Source organism: Sinorhizobium sp. M4_45, from assembly GCF_002885915.1.
GTDB lineage: Bacteria > Pseudomonadota > Alphaproteobacteria > Rhizobiales > Rhizobiaceae > Sinorhizobium > Sinorhizobium meliloti_A.
The window spans coordinates 98982-116575 of sequence record NZ_NWVE01000009.1; the positions used below are offsets into that span (position 1 = coordinate 98982).

The window sequence follows — 17594 nt, forward strand, 5'->3', positions numbered from 1 at the left end:
CCTAGGTCGAACGCATGACTATGCTCGTTGTTACGTTCCTTGCGCTCTTCGGTTTCCACTCGGCGGCAGCCGCGCAGGATCAGTCCGTCACCACCTTGCTGACGGCCCTGGCGACCAGAGAAGAGTTGAACCCGCTGAAGACCGTGGTCGTTGCCAGGGACGGGGAGACGATTGCCGAGAAGGGTTATCGCGGCCACACTCCCTCGGAGTCGACCAACATCAAGTCGGCGTCGAAATCGATCGTATCCGCACTTGTGGGCATTGCGATCGACAAGGGTCTGCTCGACGGCCCGGAGCAGAAGATCGCGCCGCTCCTGAAGGAAGACCTCCCGTCGCAGGCCGACCCCCGGATCAACGACATCACCATCGGCAACCTGCTTTCGATGCAAGCGGGACTGGGGCGCATGTCCGGACCGAATTACGGCCGCTGGGTGTCGAGCCGCAACTGGGTTCGTTTCGCACTGGCACAGCCCTTCGACGACGAGCCCGGAGGTCGGATGCTTTATTCGACCGCCTCGACCCATCTGCTCTCGGCAATACTGACCAAGGTCGGCGGCAAGTCGACACTGGCGCTTGCGCGCGAATGGCTCGATCCGGTCGAAGGTTTCCGGATCGGTGCCTGGGAGCGGGATCCCCAGGGCATCTATCTCGGCGGCAACCAGATGGCGATGAGCGCGCGATCGCTGCTTGCCTTCGGTGAGCTCTATCGCAACCGCGGCCGCACCGCGGACGGACGGCAGGTCGTCCCGGCCGATTGGGTGGAGCTTTCCTGGCAGCCGCGCACGGCCTCCCGTTTTACCGGCGACGGCTACGGATATGGCTGGTTCACGCGCCGGATCGGCGGCGAGGATGTGTATTACGCTTGGGGCTATGGCGGCCAGATGCTCTATATAGTGCCGTCCCTAGACCTGACCGTGGTCATGACGTCGGATGAAAGCGGCCCCTCGGCACGCAACGGCTATCGCGACGCTCTGCACGGGGTTCTGGCGGAGATCATCTCCATCGCCAAAGCGGATTGAGGCAGATGGTTCTGCTCTGTGCGCGTTAAACAACCATGTTAGCAAAAAGCGCCAAGGGCGCGTCGACCTTGATGAATTGACGCGCCCGATCGACTGACTCTTCGCAGCGGGTTTGCTTAGGCCGTTGGCTGCTTCGTCTTCCGGAGATAGGGAAGCACGGTGTCGAACGACCCGAAACGCTGCACGGCGTCCTCGTTGGAGACGGCGGCCGTGATGATGACGTCCTCGCCCTGCTGCCAGTTCGCGGGTGTTGCCACCTGATGCTTGGCGGTGAGCTGGATCGAGTCGATGGCGCGCAGGATCTCGTTGAAGTTGCGGCCGGTGGTCATCGGATAGGTGAGGATCAGCTTGATCTTCTTGTCGGGGCCGATGACGTAGACCGAACGCACGGTGGCGTTATCCGCAGGCGTCCGGCCCTCCGACGTCTCTCCGGCGCCGGCCGGCAGCATGTCGTAAAGCTTTGCCACCTTCAGATCGCGGTCGCCGATCAGCGGGTAGTCGACCTCGAAGCCGGTCGCGACCTTGATGTCGTTCTTCCACTTGGTGTGACTTTCGACCGGGTCGACCGAAATGCCGATGATCTTGACGCCGCGCTTGCGGAACTCCGGCTCGATGCCGGCCATGGCGCCGAGTTCCGTCGTGCAGACGGGAGTAAAGTTCTTCGGATGGGAGAAAAGGACAGCCCAGCCGTCGCCGATCCATTCATGGAAATTGATCGTGCCCTGCGTTGTCTCGGCGGTGAAATCAGGGGCGGTATCGTTGATGCGCAGACTCATGGCGTGCTCCCTCCTGTACGACGAAATTTGCTAAGAATAACGCAATCGCCGCCGTTTTCGAGGAGGAAACGAGCGATTGACGGCGGCAGAAGGAATGACTGCATCATAGGTGGCCAGGCTGCGGGTATATTTTTGCCGGCCGGCCTAAAAGCCAGGTCTTACAAGCCTTTGCGCGGGCGCGTTGACATCGCTTTGCCACAGCCGCATAGATAGCGCATTCCGAGGGGAGCACCAGACGGTGCTGAGATGGCGTTGAGCCGGACCCTTGAACCTGATCCGGGTCATGCCGGCGTAGGAACGGAAAGAAGGCCGCCAGCGGCAAGTTCTCCTTTTCATCGCCTTTCCTGGATCTCCGTGATGTTCCGCCTGGAGATCGATCGATGACGTCCACTGCCGTACCGCTCGCAAGCATCATCCGCCCTCGTGCGAAGGAGGACGGGGCATGACGGCGATTGCACTCACCATCGCCGGCTCGGACTCCGGCGGCGGCGCCGGTATTCAGGCGGACCTCAAGACGTTTTCGGCGCTCGGCGTTTACGGCGCCAGCGTCATCACTGCGATCACGGCCCAGAACACCAGGGGTGTGACGGCCGTCGAGGATGTCTCCGCTGAAATCGTGTCGGCGCAGATGGACGCCGTCTTCTCCGATCTCGACGTGAAGGCCGTCAAGATCGGCATGGTCTCGCGTCGGGAAACGATCGCCGCCATTGCCGATGGATTGCGCCGGTCCGGAAAACGGGCGGTCGTGGATCCGGTCATGGTTGCGACCTCCGGCGACGCGTTGCTTCGGCCGGATGCCGTTACGGCGCTCATCGAAGAGCTGTTGCCGCTGGCGCTCGTCGCCACGCCCAATCTTGCCGAGGCCGCGCTGATGACCGGGCGCGCAATCGCCGAGGACGAGGCGGAGATGGCGCGCCAGGCGGAAGCGATCATGCGGACCGGCGCATATGCGGTTCTGGTCAAGGGCGGGCACCTGAAGGCCCGGGAGGCCACAGACCTCTTCTTCGACGGCGACACTCTTGTCCGCCTTCCCGCCGCGCGGATCGAGACGCGCAACGACCACGGCACCGGCTGCACGCTGTCGGCAGCCATTGCCGCCGGCCTTGCGAAAGGCTTGCCGCTGGTCGAAGCGGTGAGTGCCGCCAAGTCCTATCTGCATGCCGCAATCTTCGCGGCCGACCGCCTGGAGATAGGTCAGGGGCGCGGTCCGGTCCATCATTTCCACCGGTGGTGGGAAGATTGACTGCCGGGTGACGGCTCGGGGAGCTGAAGTGCCTCGCTATCGCCACTGTTGTTCAGCAGCATGACCGCGTCCATGGCTTCGATTGGCAATCGGTTCTCGCGATATGCATTTTCTTACCCGCCGGCTGGAGGCTTTCAACCGTGACGACCTGCCGGATTGGCGGCGGTCGCCTGGCAGGGTGCGGCGTTGTCTTTCGATGCTGCCGTCGCTGGTCGAATATTCGCTTTTCTATGCGCTGGCACTCGTTGCCCTTACGGCGGTCATCGCGCTAATGGCAGCCGCTTGGATCGTCGATAGCCGCAAGGTCTGACGGCGAAGGGCGAAAAGGCCGCGCACAGATGGCACGGCCGCGGTCGCCTCAAGCGGCGTTGTTTTCCGTAATCGTATTCTCGACGTAATATTTGCCGTAGCGGTGGCGGTATTTCTCCGCCCCGTCGAAGTCGCTGTATTTGCCGAGTTCGTTCATGTCCGTCTTGTTGAGGATGACGCCCAGCACCTTCGAGTTGATCAATGGTTCCGAGTTGAGCAGATCGCGTACGAGCCGCGAAGGCGTCCTTCCCCACTCGACCACGAAGAGAATACCGTCGGCAAGCGGCGCGAAAGCCTTGGCGTCGACGACGGGGGCGAGTGCGGCAAGATCGACGACGACGTAGTCGAAGGCGTTGCGGGCGTTCTCGATGAGGTTCGCCATGGCCGGGGAGGCGAGCAGTTCATTGCTCTGATGCCGCTGATGCGATGCGCCGCCGGCCGGAAGGATTGCGAGCTTGGTGCGCTGGTCCACCTTGATTCCGGCGGGCCAGGTGGCTTCTCCGGTCAGCGTTTCGACGAGCCCGGTGCGCGGGGCGGGCGTGATCATCTGAGTCAGTCCCGGCTTGCGTATATCGGCATCGATGAGCAGGGTCCGCTTGCCGCTCGCCGCCAGAAGTGCGGCGAAGTTCGCGGCAATGATCGACTTTCCCTCGTCCGGAAGGGCCGATGCAATGGCGATCACGCGGCTTTCGCTGCCGGCGAGCATCTGGTCGCAGGCAAGCTTGGCGTTGCGGAAGGTCTCCGCAAAGGTCGAACGCGGCGCATCGACGACGATGCGCGAAAGTCGTTGGAACGGCATCGTGTCGTCCACAGCTTCGTCGTGTCTTTTTACCGAGCCGAAATGCGCATGGACCAGTTGTGCCTTCTTCTTCATGCGCGTTCCGAGCAGCGGGACGTAGCCGAGCGAGCGATGGCCGAGGAGCGAGCGGATGTCGCCTTCCAGGCGGAAAGTCCGTTCGCGGAATTCGAGGAAGGCCGCGTAAGCCCCGCCGACCATCATGCCGAGCACGGCCGAGAGAGCGAGAGTCATGGTTTTCTTGGGGCTCGACGGCGATACGGGCACGCCGGCCTCGGAGATGACGCGCGCCTTGGCGATCGGGAAGGATTGCTGCTGCGTCGCCTGTTCGTAGCGGCCGAGATAGGATTCGTAGAGCGTCTTCAGAGCCGCTGCCTTCTGTTCGAGCTCCCTTAATTGAACGAGTTGCTCGCTGGCGTCGGAGGTCTTGCCGGCAATGCCCTGAATGCTCTTCCTGAGCGATGCCTCGCGCGACTGCGCGACCTCGTATTCGTTCTTGTAGCTTGCAGTGAGTTGCTGCAGTTCCTGGTAGATCTGCCGCGCGACATCCTCCTGCTCGGCGCGGAGCGATACGGCCTGCGGGTGGTCGGCGCCGAAATTATCCGAGACTTCCCGCTCGCGCTTGCCGACGGTGAGATAGCGGGTCCGAAGGTCACGGATCACCGAATTGTCACCCTCCTTTGAGGAAATGGTGGCGTTCTTGACCGCGTTCTCCGGTCCCTGGTCGACGATCGACTTGTACTGGTTGTAACGGGCCGACGCACTTGCCGTATCGGCCTGGGCGACGATGAGCTGGCTGTTGAGATCGGCCATCTGCTGCTCGGACATCAGCTCGCCCCGTGCAGCCGTCAGACCGTTCTCGGCCCTGAAATGCGCGACTTCGAGCGCGGCGGCCTGCGAGCGCTGCTGAAGATCCGTAAGCCGTTCCTGCAGCCAGACGGAAGCGCGCTCGGTCGCCTCGAAATTGGCGTTCAACTGATCTGTCAGATAGGCACTTGCGTAACCGCGCGCGATGGTCGCCGCAAGCAAGGGGTCGCTTGAGCGAAAGGCAACGGCCACGACCGAGCTGCGCGAAACACGTTCGACCGCGAGCGATTGCTGTATGATCGCGGCTGCCTTCTGCCGCCGTCCGTTGCGCGCCTGTTCTTCCGTAACGTCGGGACCGCCGGAAAAAAGCCCGGTTGCCGATTTCAACCAGTCCTTGACGACGGCAACGGGCGACTGCGGCGGATTGAGTATCGTATCGTTTTCGTCGAGTTTGAGCTTGTCGACGACGCGCAATGCGAGTTCGCCGGATTTCAGGATCTCGACCGCACTCGCAATCTGCGTGTCGAGCATCTGGCTGTTTACCGGGGTAGGTTCCTCCTCGGCGTATTTGGACAGGTTTTCGTCGAGAAGGATCTGCGTCATCGACGTGTAATAGGGCGTGGCAAACAGGAGATAAGCGACCCCCAGCGCAATGAAGAGCAGGACGAATGCGGCCACGAGCCGGGCACGACGAAAGACTGCGGCGACAAGTCGGTCGAGGTCGATAAAGCCGTCTGACTGGTCTTCGCTGGGCATGATGCTGCTCAATGGAACGCTTCTTTGTTTCATGGGGGCCGTTCTGTTCATCTTCTTCTCCGGTCCTTGTTCCGGCAGTCCCGAAGGACTGCCGGAAGCCGCCGCTTATGCCGCCCGGATGCGGCTTTCGTGAGACAGAACCATGTCGCGGACGGATTCGAAAACGATATCGCCGATGTCCGCACGGGCGAGCGCGAAGGCGACATTGGCTTCGATGAAGCCCTGCTTCGAACCGCAGTCGAAGGTGCGGCCCTCATAGGGATGCGCGTGGAAGGACTGGGATTGCGAAAGCGTCAGCATGCCATCGGTCAACTGGATCTCATTGCCGGCGCCGCGCGTCTGGTGGGCCAGGATCGAGAAGATTTCCGGCTGAAGAATGTAGCGACCGTTGAGATAGTAGTTGGAGGGCGCCTTTCCTGCGGCGGGCTTTTCGACCATCTCGGTCACGGAGAAACCGTGCCGGACCGTCTCGCCCTTGCCGACGATGCCGTATTTCGATGCTTCCTCGGGGGCGCATTGCTCGACGCCGACGACGTTGCCGCCAACCTCGTTATAGAGATCCATGAGGCCGGCCATGCAACCGCGCGCGCCGAAGGAGACCATGTCGGGCAGCAGAAGCGCGAACGGCTCGTCGCCGATCAGGTCACGCGCACACCATACCGCGTGCCCGAGGCCGAGGGGGGCCTGCTGGCGGGTAAAGCTGACCGAGCCGGCTGCCGGCAACATGGCCTCGAGTTCGGAAATCTGCGCGCTTTTGCCAGAGCGTGTAAGCGACGAGATGAGTTCCGGTGCGTCGTCGAAATGGTCCTCGATCACCTGCTTGTTCCGGCTGGTGACGAAGACGATATGCTCGATTCCGGCCTGGCGGGCCTCGTCCACGGCATATTGAACGACTGGCCGGTCGACGATCGTCAACATCTCCTTGGGCACTGCCTTTGTCGCCGGGAGGAACCTCGTTCCGTTTCCGGCAACCGGGATTACTGCTTTTCTGACGGTCCTGACACGGTCCATTTTATCATCCTTTGCTTATTGGGGGTCGTTGCCCAGCGGGGATCGTTCAGCCGCCGCCGTCATGGGGGCACGGGGGGCCGAATGGGAGGAGGGATGCACGAATCGCGCGGCAAGGCGGCGCAATCGGGCAGCGATCGGCATGCTGAGATGCCGGAGCGCAAGCGGGTCGGCCAGCGCGGTCTTGAGCGCGCCGGCCAACGATCTCTTTTTCAACTGCTCGACGAGGACCAGAAACGAGCGAGCTTCGCGGAAGCCGCGCATGCGCCTGCGCTGCATTTTCTGCGCCAGGCCGTCGAGCGGGTAGCGGCGCAGGAAGGCTTCGTCGGCGGCGATCATCGCGTCTATATGATCGAGCCTCAACACACGCGAGATGGAACCCTCGCGGATATGATAGATATAGCCGGCGGACGGCTCGACCGCGCAGCGCCCGCCACAGGCAAGCGCCGATGCCAGCAGGATGTAGTCCTCGCCGATGCGCAGCGTCTCGTCGAAGCGAAGCTGCTGGTTTTCCAGGAAGCGGCGCTCGAAGATCGGTTTCATGTAGCCGAAATTGTGCTCGGATCGAAAGAGGACGTTGGATTCGATGAAGGCGGGAAGCGTGAGCTGCGGCAGCCGGGCGAGTTCGGCTTCGGAGAACATCCTGAGACTGCGCCCGTCCAGCGAGACGACGTCGAGATTGTCGACGGCGATCTGCGCCCCGGCGGCGTCCGCTCGTTCGATCATCCGCCTGAGCCGGTCCGCCCGGATCGTGTCGTCCGAATCGAGAACGGCGATCCACCGGCCGCGCGCCGCGCCGATGCCGGCATTGCGCGCGCCGCCCGGACCGCGGTTGCGATCGAGGGCGATCAGGCGGACCCGGGGATCCGGGATTGCCGCCACGAGCGCGGGCGTCGCATCTGCCGAGCGATCGTCGACGACGACGACCTCGACGGTCACGCCTTCCTGCGCCAGTGCGCTTTCGATCGCGCGCACGATCGTATCCGCGGAATTATAGGCGGCCACGACGAATGTGACGTCGGGGACCTTATCGATCGCCGGAGGGTTCATGCCGAGGTCACCTCGCGGGCTCCGTATTGTTCGATTTCCTTCAACCCCAGCAGGCCGCTGATGACGCCGGCATGCAGTACGGCGCGTAGCGCAAAGCGGTTCCGCCTTGCGGCCGAAGGAATGCAGAGGACCGCGGCAGCTGCACAAAAGCCGGACTTTGCGCCGGCAAGGGCGACATTCCAGGCCTGACGCAAGCCATTGGCTTTCTCGGCGAGAAGGCGTCCATGGGTCTGTCCGGAGCGGAAACGGCGCTTCGCGAGCCAGGCAAGCGAAGTCCTGTTTTCCGGTACCGGCTCATGCACCCAGGCTTCCGGCGAAAAGGCGATCATTCCGCCGGCGCTGTGCATTCCGGCGAAGAAATCCGTGTCCTCGCCGCCGCTCTTGCCGAGTGAAAGCTTGAAGCGCCGGCCATGTAGCGAGGCCGCATCGCGCCTGAGCAGCGCATTGCAGGTGTATCCGGTCCGGATTTCTCCCTTTACCCAGACCGGCAGTGTCGAGTGGAAATCGCCGTTGCGCATCCAGCCGGGAGCCGTAGGCCCGTAATGCGCCCTGACGGGGCCGAGCACGGCGGCGGCTCCCGTGATGCGCGCCGTTTCCAGAAGGCGGATCAGCCAGTCGCCTGAAACGGTCTCGTCGTCATCGAGGAAGGCAAGGAAGTCGCCGGTGCTGTTGTCGAGGCAGCAATTGCGGGCGATCGAGATATTCGAGTGCGGGCAGTGAACGTAGAGGATGTCGAACGGCATCTGCGGCCGAAGCCCTTCGACTAGAGCCCTGGCGCTCGGTTCCGCGTCGTTGTCGGCGACGATGACGCGCAAGCTGGCGCGCTCCGGCACGTTCATCGCAGCCAGCGAGCGAAGCGTTTCGGCAAGCTCCGGCCGGCGGTACGTGCAGACGCCGATGTCGATGTGAAGCGTTTCGTTCGGCATCAGGCCACCCTGCGGCGGAAGTCGAGGAGTTCCCGCCAGAACCCGGCGGACCAGGCAAGGTGCATGACCATGGCAGCAACGGCTGCGAGCGGTCCGTAAGGATTACGCTGGCCGAGCGCCATCCAGACGCCATAGCCGAGGCACGCGGCAGCCCAAACCCCCACCGGCACCACGGCCATCCAGTTGACGATCGCGAGAAGCGCGCCGAAAGCGATCGGTGCCACCGCAAGCGGCAGCATCTGCCTGAGCCCCGGCATTGCCCGGTGCTTGAGGAAGTTCTTTGCCCGGCCGCGGCCGTAGCCGAAATACTGCCAAAACAGCGGGACGAGCTTGGCACGGGGATAGTAGACCATGCGCGTCTTGTCGGTCATCCAGATCCGGTAGCCCGCCTTTCCGAGGCGATAGTCGAGTTCGGCGTCCTCGTTGTGGCTGAAGCTCTCGTCATAGCCTCCGACAGCCTCGAAGGCTTCGATGCGCATCAATGCATGATGACCGTGCTCGGCCCAGTGCCCGACGGCACCGGTGCGGTGCTTCGAGCCGCCATTGCCGAGCTTGGAGTTCTGCGCGAAGGCCGTTGCCTTCTGGAAGGTGCTGAAACCGACGGTCTGCATGGCGACCACGACCGAATCCGCGCCGGTCGCCAGCGCGTCCTCGACAAGCCGCTCGCAATAATCGTCCGGATAGGTCCCGTGGGCGTCGATGCGGATCAGGTAGTCGCTGCCGGCGCCGAGTTCGGCGACGGCGCGATTGACCGCCGCGCTTTGTATGCGCTTCGGATTGTCGAGGAAGAGCACCCGCGGATCCTCAGCGGCAAGGCGACGGGCGATCTCCCGAGTTCCGTCCGTGCTGCCGCCGTCGGCAATGACTACCCGCGCGTTCAAAGGCGTGAGCGACGGGCGCAGCTTTTCGATCAGTGCCTCGATATGCGAGGCCTCGTTGAGGCAGGGTATGACGATAAGGCTCGACGTGGACGTCAGTTCATCGGAGCTCATAGAAATCCACCTTCGTTGTGGCTGGAACCGGCCATCGCGACTACGGGAACAGTCTGAGGCGCCTGGAGCGTGAGCGCTGTCAGCTGCCGCACCAGGGTTTCGCAATCCGCCCGGTCGAACACCCAGGATCCCGGATTGCAGCGGCTGATACGCTCTGCGGCGTCGGCATAGCAATTTGGCGTCAGCGAGCCGAGAGTTGTGGCGAGGCTCCCGGCATCGGCTCCCTCGAGAACGAAGCCGATGTTCCGCACGGACAGGAAACGAGCGGTTTCCGTCCCCTTCATGGCGATCGGAATTCGGCCGTGGCGGCAGCCTTCATAAAGCCTGTTCGGCAGCAGCCAGGCAGAATTCTGGCCCTCCTCGAAGAAGTCGATCGCCCAGGTGAAGTGGACCTCGCCATAGATTTCCGCCAGGTCTTCAGGATTGCGATAGGCGCCTTCGAACCGCATGAAGGGCTCGTTGCGAACGAAGCCGTCGAAATCGTCGAATTCGGAATAGGCGGGCCTGCCGCGCAGAACGATCTCGAAGCGGCCCTCCATCTTTCGCGAGAATTCGGCAAGAAGGGCGAGCGACCTGCGGCAGCGCAGTGCTCCGAACCAGCCGATCTTCCAGGGTGCGCCGGGCGGCGGGCATTCGGCCGGTGAGGCCGTCCGCCGCTCGACCGTGCCGTCGATTTCGAGCACCTTGTTTTCCAGAAGCATCGGCGGAGCGCCGATGCCGGAAAGGGGCCGGAAGTAATGCTCGATGAAGGCGGGGGAGCTGGTGATCAACAGGCGCGCATTCTTGCCGAGTTGGCTTTCGGCCGCGCGCAGCATCCGCCCGACGATGTCCTTGCGCAACATGAGGCGGTGGATATCGAGGCATTCGTAGACGATGGGAACGGTACCGCCGAAGAGCGCGACCGCTCTCCTCGCCACGGCAAGCATCTCCAGATTGCGCGCGATGATCACATCCGGCTTGCGGATTTGGCCGAGCTGGCGTTGCAGCGACAAGCAGGCGCGAGCGACGGCACCGACTCGCTGGGCGAAACGGCCGTCGGCGGTGGTTCCGAGTTCGATCGGCTCGACGCCGTCGATAGCGGCCAGAGGATTGTCGCCGCGGCGAAATCCGGCGAGCGTCACGCGTGCGCCGCCCGCGACGAGCGTCAGGGTTCTCCGGCGCACTGCGGGATCGGCAAGATCCTGTGCCAGATAGAGTATCTGCAGCATGAAAACGTCCGTTTTCCTGCCCAGCCCGGGGCCGAGCTTAGTTCAATTCTTTGTGCACTGCAACAAAATGGATAAATGACTCAGTTACGCGCCATTCACTCGGATTGCGCCCGCTCCAGCTGGCACGCTACCGACTCGGCGAACTGGCACTCGTCACCGGCGGCCGTGAAGGCGACGCGATCGACCTGGAGCTTTGTCGGCTCCTTGTAGGAGAAGGTGCCCATCCAGTCGGTGAGCGTGTCCGTCCCCCAGAGGCTGAAGAAGATCTTCTGGGCGTTTACCGGAATCTTCGCCGGATCGGTCACTTCGTGAACCAGTTCGCCATTGACGTAGTAGCGGATGCGGTTCTTTTCCCAGACGAAGGCGTAGTCGTTGAAACCCTGGTTGGCGCCGCCCGGAACGTCGGCGAGAAATTCGTTGCCGCCCTTTGCCGATACATACTGGTTGATCTGGACCTTCGCCGTGTTCTTTCCGAGAACCTCGAAATCGATCTCGTCATGCGGCTTCTTGTCGGTCGGACCGATATAGGTGAAGAAGGCCGAGTTCAGCCCGGAACCGTCGGCCGCCTTTATCCGCGCCTCGTAGGTGCCGTAGCCGAAGCGCTTGCGCGTCTGGATTTCCCCGCAGGCGAAGTTGCGCTCCTTTACCTTCTTCTCCTCGAAGGTCAGTTCCAGAATGCCGTCGACGGTCTTCACCTGCTTCTTCGACCAGGTGCAATTCTGATGCCCGCCATTGTTCCATCCATCCGAGACGAACCAGACGCGGGTGTCGAGAGTGTCGAAGTCGTCCTTGAAGGAGGTACCGTTGGCGCCTTCCTGCGCGGCCGCAGCGTCTGCAAGGCCGGCGAGAGGGAGCGTTGCGATGAAAACGAGACGGGCAAAGCGTCCGTAGCGATCGATTGTCATTGTCGTTACCTTTGCTGGGGCGAATAGCCTGCCTGCGCGCCTTGCGGCGGCTGCGTGGCCATTCGTTTCGTACCTGTTCGGCTGCCGGTAAGCACTCCAAGCAGATCCGGCGCCAAGCGCCCTACGAGATTGTGGGACGCGACGAGGATCGCAATGGCGATGAACGGCGCGGTGAAATAGAAGAGCGGGTAATAGCTGAGCCCGGTGCGGTTCCAGATCATCCAGAACAACACGAGCAGCGGATAGTGGCCGCAGAAGATCCAGAAGCTCAGTCCACTCCCGCGGCCAAATCTTTCACCGAAGCGGGTGCGCACGAGCAGCTCCGAGATCGCCCAGGAGCCGATGATGCCAGCGATCGACGTCAGGCGAAGTGCCATGTCGAGCCAAAGCGGGAAATCCGGGCCGGTGTAATAGAGGCCGACGGCGATCACGACTGCGATCGCCAGGAACCCGGCCGCGATCGGTGCGGCGAAGCGATCGAGCATTTTGATGTTCACGCCATGCAGGCTCGCACAGATTCCAGCCGAGAAGCCGAACAGGATGGACTTCTTGAGAAATATGCCGTTTGGCAGCGGCAGTATCGCATAGGCGAGCAGTGCAAGGAGCGTCACGCGCGGATAACGGCTCACCAGCAATGCCAGAAGCGGCGACAGCAGGATACAGAGCATCAGGTCGCGCAGGAAATACAGGGGCAGATTGACCGGCGTTGCCTCGATCGCGAAGGCCATGCTCAGCCACTGGCGCGGGGTCGCATTGATCGTGTCGGGCAGATAGCCGAAACCGAGGCCCTGGCGCTGGATGGCGTAGACCACCACAAAGAAGGAGCCGCTCCAGATAAGGAACGGCAGGAGAACGGTCCGCGCCTTGGTCTTCAGCGTCTTCCAATAGTCGAAGCCGGCAAGGCCCCTGCGAAAGAGAAGATAGCCGGAGATCGCGCTGAGGCAGGGCACACCGATCCGGAAGAGGCTGTCGCCGAGAAAGACGCGAATCCAGTCCAACATGCCGTAGTTGCCCAGAAAGGGACTCCACTGCGGATTGTACGGGACGTGCACGAATACGATGCCGGAGATCAGCAGAATACGCATCAGGTTGATGCGCGCCGAGACATTCGCGTCCATACTCACGATATCAGTCACTCCCTATCGGGCAGCGCCTCGCGGCAGCCGTTTCAACAGAGCAGACCTCAGCCCGCAGGATGAGAAACTAGGGCACTCCCGAAGAAAAAATATGGCGTTGCAGCAGAAAAGCGAACAGAATCATGCTGCAGCGCACCTAAGCCGCGAGCTCGCGCAAAGAAGACGGCCGCCGGCCGGCGGCCCGCTTTCCTGAAAAATCCCGGTTTCGCGGCATGTTGCAGAAATTGCGCCCCGCAATATTTTGGGACAATCGCCGGTTGAACGACGCAACTGTGAATTTTCAAAGTTGGGAGCGTTTTCCTGAAGGACTGACCGCGATTGAGGCAGGCTCCGGGCGAAATGCGGCAAGGTTGGGGCGCATGTCGGGGGGTGAGGCCCGCTCAGATTCGGGATACCCGCCGCGGCTTGTTTGATGTCCTCATCGCTGTGCTCGTCCACCAGCCAGACCATGTCCCTGGGCTGAATCCCGCTCCAGTGATGGCGCTCGGCTCAGGCCGTCGTTTCCAACCCGTGCGGGTCGGTGACCATCGGCCAGATGTCGCGCCTTGCGCGCCGATAGGGAGTCCTCGCCGGGTCGTTGGGGTAGGGTGTTCCGGCAGAGCAATAGAGGATCTCGGATGCGATCCTGGAGAATGAGGCGAAGAAGTGGTTCGTGGATTTGATCACGAGGATCTTTTTCGACGTGGGGTCGATGCCCATCACGGAGAAAAGGCTCGGGTCGAAGCTCTGGGCGCGCGTCGTGTTCAGGATGATGTCGATGCCGTGGACGCGTATGTGAACGGCGTCGCCGAAGGGAGCGAAGCTCTCGCCGAAGCGCATTTCAGCATTGCGCACCAGCTTGACGACCTTGACGATGCCATCGATCGGCCGCCCCGTCCCGGGCGCGGATTTCGCGCCGAAGCGCAAGGGGATCTCGGCGCCTTCGCCGGCCGCCATGCAGATCTGCACGGCCATTGGATCCCAGATCGTGCCGATCGCCGTGTCGGTCGCGTCCTTCGCAATGAGTTCCTCCAGCACGACCGTCGCATCGCCCGCCGTGCCGCCGCCTGGATTATCCCACATATCGGCAATCACCACAGGCCCGGCCGGAGCCGCCAGCGCCTGTGCCACCGCCTGGCGCTCGTCGATCTCCGGCATGCGATAGGTGCCGCGCCGGGAGAAGAGCTCCAGACCCAGCTCACGGGCGAGTGCCTCGCCTTTCTCCGCCTTGCCGTTGGTCACGACCAGCATCTTGGTGCCCATTTCCGCCACGTCGCCGGCCATGAAGCCATGCACGACGGACAATGACAGCACATCGGCGTCGTCCCGTTCGATCTGTATCAGTTTGTCGACGAAGCTGCGCATGGGCTCGCGCGAGGTGGGGAATACGTCTATCATCCGGCAGTCGAAAATGGACATCACCGGCTCTACGCGGCCCTCGAGCTTATCGATCGCGATCCGCCAGAGATCTTCGGCGCGCTCGACGAAATCGGTGTGCGGGAACTCCTTGAAGAAGACGAAGAAATCCGCGGCCGCCGCTCTCCTTGCAGTGAGGTGGCTGTGCGGGTCGAGTTCGGCGCAGACGAGCACGTCCGGACCGACGATTTCGCGCACGCGCTGAAGCAGGTCGCCTTCGGTATCCTCGCAGCCGTCCGCGACCATTGCCCCATGCAGGCCGAGAACGACGGCATCGACGGGCAGGGCGGCACGCAATTGGCCGAGAATCTCGTCACGCAGATCCTCATAGGTCTGCCGATTGACGAGACCGGCAGGATCAGCCCAGGCGGCGGTGCCTTCGATCAATTTCCAGCCTTTTTGTGCGGTCACGCGGCGCCCGACCGTGATCGGCGCCGTGCAGAGCGTCGGTGTTTCGGGGTGCTTTCCTGGCGGAGCGTAAAGCGATGCCTCGAATGCACGCCTGTCGATGCAGATGGGAGAGAAAGTATTCGTCTCGGTCGCGAGCGCCGCCGTGAAGATGCGCAATGGCTTCGCCTTGTCCCTCAACTCAGTTCGACCCCATCGGATTGGGGAGATAGCCGGTGAAGCCGCAGATTTTCCACCGGCCCCGGTGGAGGCGGCAATAGTAAACCGTTTGCCACTTCATTATATCGAACGTGCCGTCCGCTTTCTTCAGCCCCCCGTCGAATTTCTTGCGCGCAAGGGCAAGCTCTCCGTCGACCTCGATGTCTTCCAGGGTCGTGGTGGCGAAGATCGCTTCCCGCGGATCCTCGGCAAAGGACTGCCCGGCGAAGTCCCGCGCCTGACGCAGCCATTCGTCCCGATAGACGGCGAGCGAGGGAAAGGTGAGCCGCCATTTGTCCGGGTTCGCCTCCCGCCGTCCGTCGATGCCGATGAAGCTCTCTTCGACGAAATCGTCGGCTACCATCGACCAATCGGCGGCCAGGAACGCGTCGATATCGCGGGTGACCAGCATCTCCCATATGGAGTGGCGGGCCGTGTCGCTTTCTGGAAACGGATTCTGGAAGGGATTCCGCATGTATTTTTGCCTGGATTGAAATTCTTTTCATAAATGATGATTTTCACTGGTCAAATTCCGCATTCCATGGTCATTTGTCAACGGATAAAGAAAATAATTTGCAGAGCGGGTCCTCGATGTCGATCAAGCGCTATGGTGCCGAACAGGTTGGCGCAGGCGGAAAAACATTGCCTTTCGCACGTGCCGTCGAGGCGGGCGGCTGGCTTCACGTCTCGGGTCAGGTGGCGATGGAAAACGGCGAGATCGTCGGCGGCAACATCGTCGCTCAGACTCACAAGGCGATCGGCAATCTTCTGGCCATCTTGAAAGAGGCCGGTTACGGTGTCGAGCACGTGGTGAGAGTTGGCGTCTGGCTGGACGATCCGCGCGATTTCTGGAGCTTCAACCGGATCTATCAAGAATATTTCGGAGCTCATCCGCCGGCGCGCGCCTGCGTACAGTCCTCCATGATGGTCGATTGCAAGGTGGAGATCGATTGCGTCGCCTACAAGCCGAAGGACGCCTGAACAGGGAAGGGCGCCGTTCGATGGATATTTTCGCGACACTGCAGGAGGAGAAGGGGCGGTTATCCCAATCGGAAAACCGCATCGCCGATATCCTGCTCAATGATTTCGAGTTTGCGGTGAACGCTTCCATCATCGAGCTTGCCGGCAAGGCCGACGTTTCGCCGCCGACGGTCACGCGATTCTGCCGACGCCTCGGCTGCGAGAGCTTTTCCGATTTCAAGGTGCAGCTGGCACGCACCCCCTATGTCGGCATGCGCTACCTGAAGCCCGAGCCGAAGAGCCAGGAGCCCGGCGATGTGGCGCAGGACATCATCACCAAGGCGCAGAATGCGCTCTTTCTGCTGCACCGTTCGCTCGACCTTGCAGCGATCGAGCGCGCAGCCGACCGGCTCGCGCAAGCGGAAATGATCTATGCCTTCGGCTCCGGCGGCAACTCATCGATGATCGCCGGGGAGTTCCAGAACCGTCTTTTCCGATTGGGATTGCGCATCACCGCGAGTTCCGATCACAGCATGCAGATGATGATGGCGGCGGCCGCGCGGCCGGCCGACGTCATTGTCGGTTCCTCCTTTTCGGGACGCAATGCGGAGATGGTGCGCGCCTTCACGCTTGCGCGCGAGGCCGAGGTGCCGACGATCGCCCTTACCCAGAGCGGCAGTCCGGTCGCGCAGGCCGCCGATATCACCGTGCCGGTCGACCTGCCGGAAGGAAACAACATCTATCGTCCGACCTCCACCCGTATCGCATATATCGCAGTGCTCGATATCGTCGCGAGCCTTGTCGCCTATCGCGTCCAGCCGCAGGCGACGGTGACGCTCAGGCGCATCAAGCAGCAGCTGGTGGTGCACAGGGATGGCGACGACCGACAGCTTCTCGGAGACTGACGTGTCAGAAGGAACGCCCATGCCGAAATCCGTAGCGATCGTCACAGGAGCTGCCGGCGACATCGGCCGCGCCATTGCCGCGCGCCTGGGCGACGGACACGATACCGTTCTCCTGGCCGACATCAACAGTGAGGCGGTAAAGAGGACGGCGCTTGATCTCGGCGGAACGGAGCGCTTCCTGGCCATTTCCTGCGATGTGACGGACGCCGCAAGCGTGGCCGCAATGGCGGAGGCTGCCGCATCCGTCGGTACCGTGCGCACCCTCGTGAACAATGCGGGGGCGGCCCGCGCGGTCAGCCTGCACGACACCACGCAGGACATCTGGCGCATGGACAACGCACTCAACCTCGAAGCGGCCTTTCTCTGTTTCCGGGCGGTCGAGGAAATGCTGAAAGAGAGCGGGGGCTCGGTCGTCAACATCGCCTCCGTGAACGGCATGAATGTCTTCGGCCATCCGGCCTATAGCGCCGCCAAGGCGGGCCTTCTGCACCTGACGCGACTGATCGCCGTCGAATACGGCAAGTTCGGCATCCGCGCGAATGCGGTGGCGCCGGCGACGGTGCGCACGCAGGCCTGGGAGGCACGCGCGGCCGCCAATGCGCAGGTCTTCGAGGAGGCGAAGCGCTGGTATCCCTTGCAGCGTATCGTCGAGCCGAAGGACGTCGCCGAAGCGGTGCATTTCCTTGCCAGCCCCGCCGCCGGAGCGATTTCCGGCATCTGCCTGCCGGTCGACTGCGGGTTGACCGCAGGACAGGCGGAAGTCGCGCGGACCTTCTCGCAATCGATCCATTACTGAC

Annotated in this window: 17 protein-coding genes and 1 riboswitch; of the genes, 6 read left to right on the forward strand and 11 right to left on the reverse strand. The window is 62.4% G+C overall.

The window, feature by feature from the left end:
• The first annotated feature begins 14 nt into the window (after window positions 1-14).
• Window positions 15-1019 (forward strand): serine hydrolase domain-containing protein, encoded by a 1005-nt coding sequence (locus CN933_RS23120; protein ID WP_102762513.1) that lies wholly within the window; start codon window positions 15-17, stop codon window positions 1017-1019.
• A 116-nt stretch (window positions 1020-1135) separates the two neighbouring features.
• On the opposite strand, the gene CN933_RS23125 is transcribed toward CN933_RS23120, so the two are convergent.
• Entirely contained in the window at window positions 1136-1795 is a 660-nt protein-coding gene (locus tag CN933_RS23125; protein WP_018098374.1) for a peroxiredoxin, read from the reverse strand.
• Window positions 1796-2007: 212 nt separating this feature from the next.
• Window positions 2008-2110, forward strand: a riboswitch (TPP riboswitch).
• A 127-nt stretch (window positions 2111-2237) separates the two neighbouring features.
• Between CN933_RS23125 and thiD the strand changes: the two genes are divergently transcribed.
• Together thiD and CN933_RS23135 are read left to right on the forward strand one after the other, a co-directional pair.
• Window positions 2238-3038, forward strand: a complete 801-nt coding sequence (gene thiD, locus CN933_RS23130) for a bifunctional hydroxymethylpyrimidine kinase/phosphomethylpyrimidine kinase (protein ID WP_102762514.1) — start codon at window positions 2238-2240, stop codon at window positions 3036-3038.
• 103 nt (window positions 3039-3141) lie between these two features.
• Window positions 3142-3348 carry a hypothetical protein gene (locus tag CN933_RS23135; protein ID WP_180980790.1) on the forward strand — a complete coding sequence of 69 codons (207 nt, stop codon included), beginning with the start codon at window positions 3142-3144 and terminating at the stop codon, window positions 3346-3348.
• A 48-nt stretch (window positions 3349-3396) separates the two neighbouring features.
• Here the strand turns inward: CN933_RS23135 and exoP are convergent, their stop codons facing one another.
• The 10 genes from exoP to CN933_RS23190 all read right to left on the reverse strand — a co-directional run bounded on the left by exoP (window position 3397) and on the right by CN933_RS23190 (window position 15407).
• On the reverse strand, window positions 3397-5757 hold the full coding sequence (gene exoP, locus CN933_RS23140) for a succinoglycan biosynthesis transport protein ExoP (protein WP_102762516.1): 2361 nt from the start codon (window positions 5755-5757) through the stop codon (window positions 3397-3399).
• A gap of 54 nt (window positions 5758-5811) precedes the next feature.
• Window positions 5812-6717 (reverse strand): UTP--glucose-1-phosphate uridylyltransferase, encoded by a 906-nt coding sequence (locus CN933_RS23145; RefSeq protein ID WP_018098446.1) that lies wholly within the window; start codon window positions 6715-6717, stop codon window positions 5812-5814.
• A gap of 15 nt (window positions 6718-6732) precedes the next feature.
• Window positions 6733-7764, reverse strand: coding sequence for a succinoglycan biosynthesis glycosyltransferase ExoO (gene exoO, locus CN933_RS23150; RefSeq protein ID WP_102762517.1), 1032 nt, complete (start codon window positions 7762-7764; stop codon window positions 6733-6735).
• A complete protein-coding gene (gene exoM / locus CN933_RS23155; protein WP_102762518.1) occupies window positions 7761-8690 on the reverse strand; it encodes a succinoglycan biosynthesis glycosyltransferase ExoM in 930 nt (309 codons plus the stop codon). The genes exoO and exoM overlap by 4 nt, the downstream gene beginning before the upstream one ends.
• Entirely contained in the window at window positions 8690-9682 is a 993-nt protein-coding gene (exoA, locus tag CN933_RS23160) for a succinoglycan biosynthesis glycosyltransferase ExoA (protein ID WP_102762519.1), read from the reverse strand. The genes exoM and exoA overlap by 1 nt, the downstream gene beginning before the upstream one ends.
• Window positions 9679-10890 (reverse strand): succinoglycan biosynthesis glycosyltransferase ExoL, encoded by a 1212-nt coding sequence (gene exoL / locus CN933_RS23165; protein WP_102762520.1) that lies wholly within the window; start codon window positions 10888-10890, stop codon window positions 9679-9681. Before exoL ends, exoA begins: the two co-directional genes overlap by 4 nt.
• Before the next feature lie 95 nt (window positions 10891-10985).
• On the reverse strand, window positions 10986-11795 hold the full coding sequence (gene exoK / locus CN933_RS23170) for an endo-1,3-1,4-beta-glycanase ExoK (protein WP_102762521.1): 810 nt from the start codon (window positions 11793-11795) through the stop codon (window positions 10986-10988).
• A gap of 5 nt (window positions 11796-11800) precedes the next feature.
• Window positions 11801-12913 (reverse strand): succinoglycan biosynthesis protein ExoH, encoded by a 1113-nt coding sequence (gene exoH / locus CN933_RS23175; protein ID WP_018098382.1) that lies wholly within the window; start codon window positions 12911-12913, stop codon window positions 11801-11803.
• A gap of 507 nt (window positions 12914-13420) precedes the next feature.
• Window positions 13421-14893 (reverse strand): M81 family metallopeptidase, encoded by a 1473-nt coding sequence (locus tag CN933_RS23185; RefSeq protein WP_180980791.1) that lies wholly within the window; start codon window positions 14891-14893, stop codon window positions 13421-13423.
• 22 nt (window positions 14894-14915) lie between these two features.
• The gene (locus tag CN933_RS23190) at window positions 14916-15407 is read right to left on the reverse strand and encodes a hypothetical protein (RefSeq protein WP_102762523.1); all 492 of its coding nucleotides are present in this window, start codon (window positions 15405-15407) and stop codon (window positions 14916-14918) included.
• Between the two features lie 116 nt (window positions 15408-15523).
• On the opposite strand from CN933_RS23190, the gene CN933_RS23195 reads away from it, so the two are divergent.
• Genes CN933_RS23195 through CN933_RS23205 form a run of 3 tightly spaced genes read left to right on the forward strand, consistent with a single transcriptional unit; the run spans window position 15524 to window position 17593 of the window.
• Window positions 15524-15913 carry a RidA family protein gene (locus CN933_RS23195; protein ID WP_018098384.1) on the forward strand — a complete coding sequence of 130 codons (390 nt, stop codon included), beginning with the start codon at window positions 15524-15526 and terminating at the stop codon, window positions 15911-15913.
• A gap of 20 nt (window positions 15914-15933) precedes the next feature.
• Window positions 15934-16797: a MurR/RpiR family transcriptional regulator gene (locus CN933_RS23200; RefSeq protein ID WP_018098385.1), complete on the forward strand. Its 864-nt coding sequence runs from the start codon at window positions 15934-15936 to the stop codon at window positions 16795-16797.
• Between the two features lie 19 nt (window positions 16798-16816).
• Window positions 16817-17593: an SDR family oxidoreductase gene (locus CN933_RS23205; RefSeq protein ID WP_018098386.1), complete on the forward strand. Its 777-nt coding sequence runs from the start codon at window positions 16817-16819 to the stop codon at window positions 17591-17593.
• The last annotated feature ends 1 nt before the right edge of the window (window position 17594 follow it).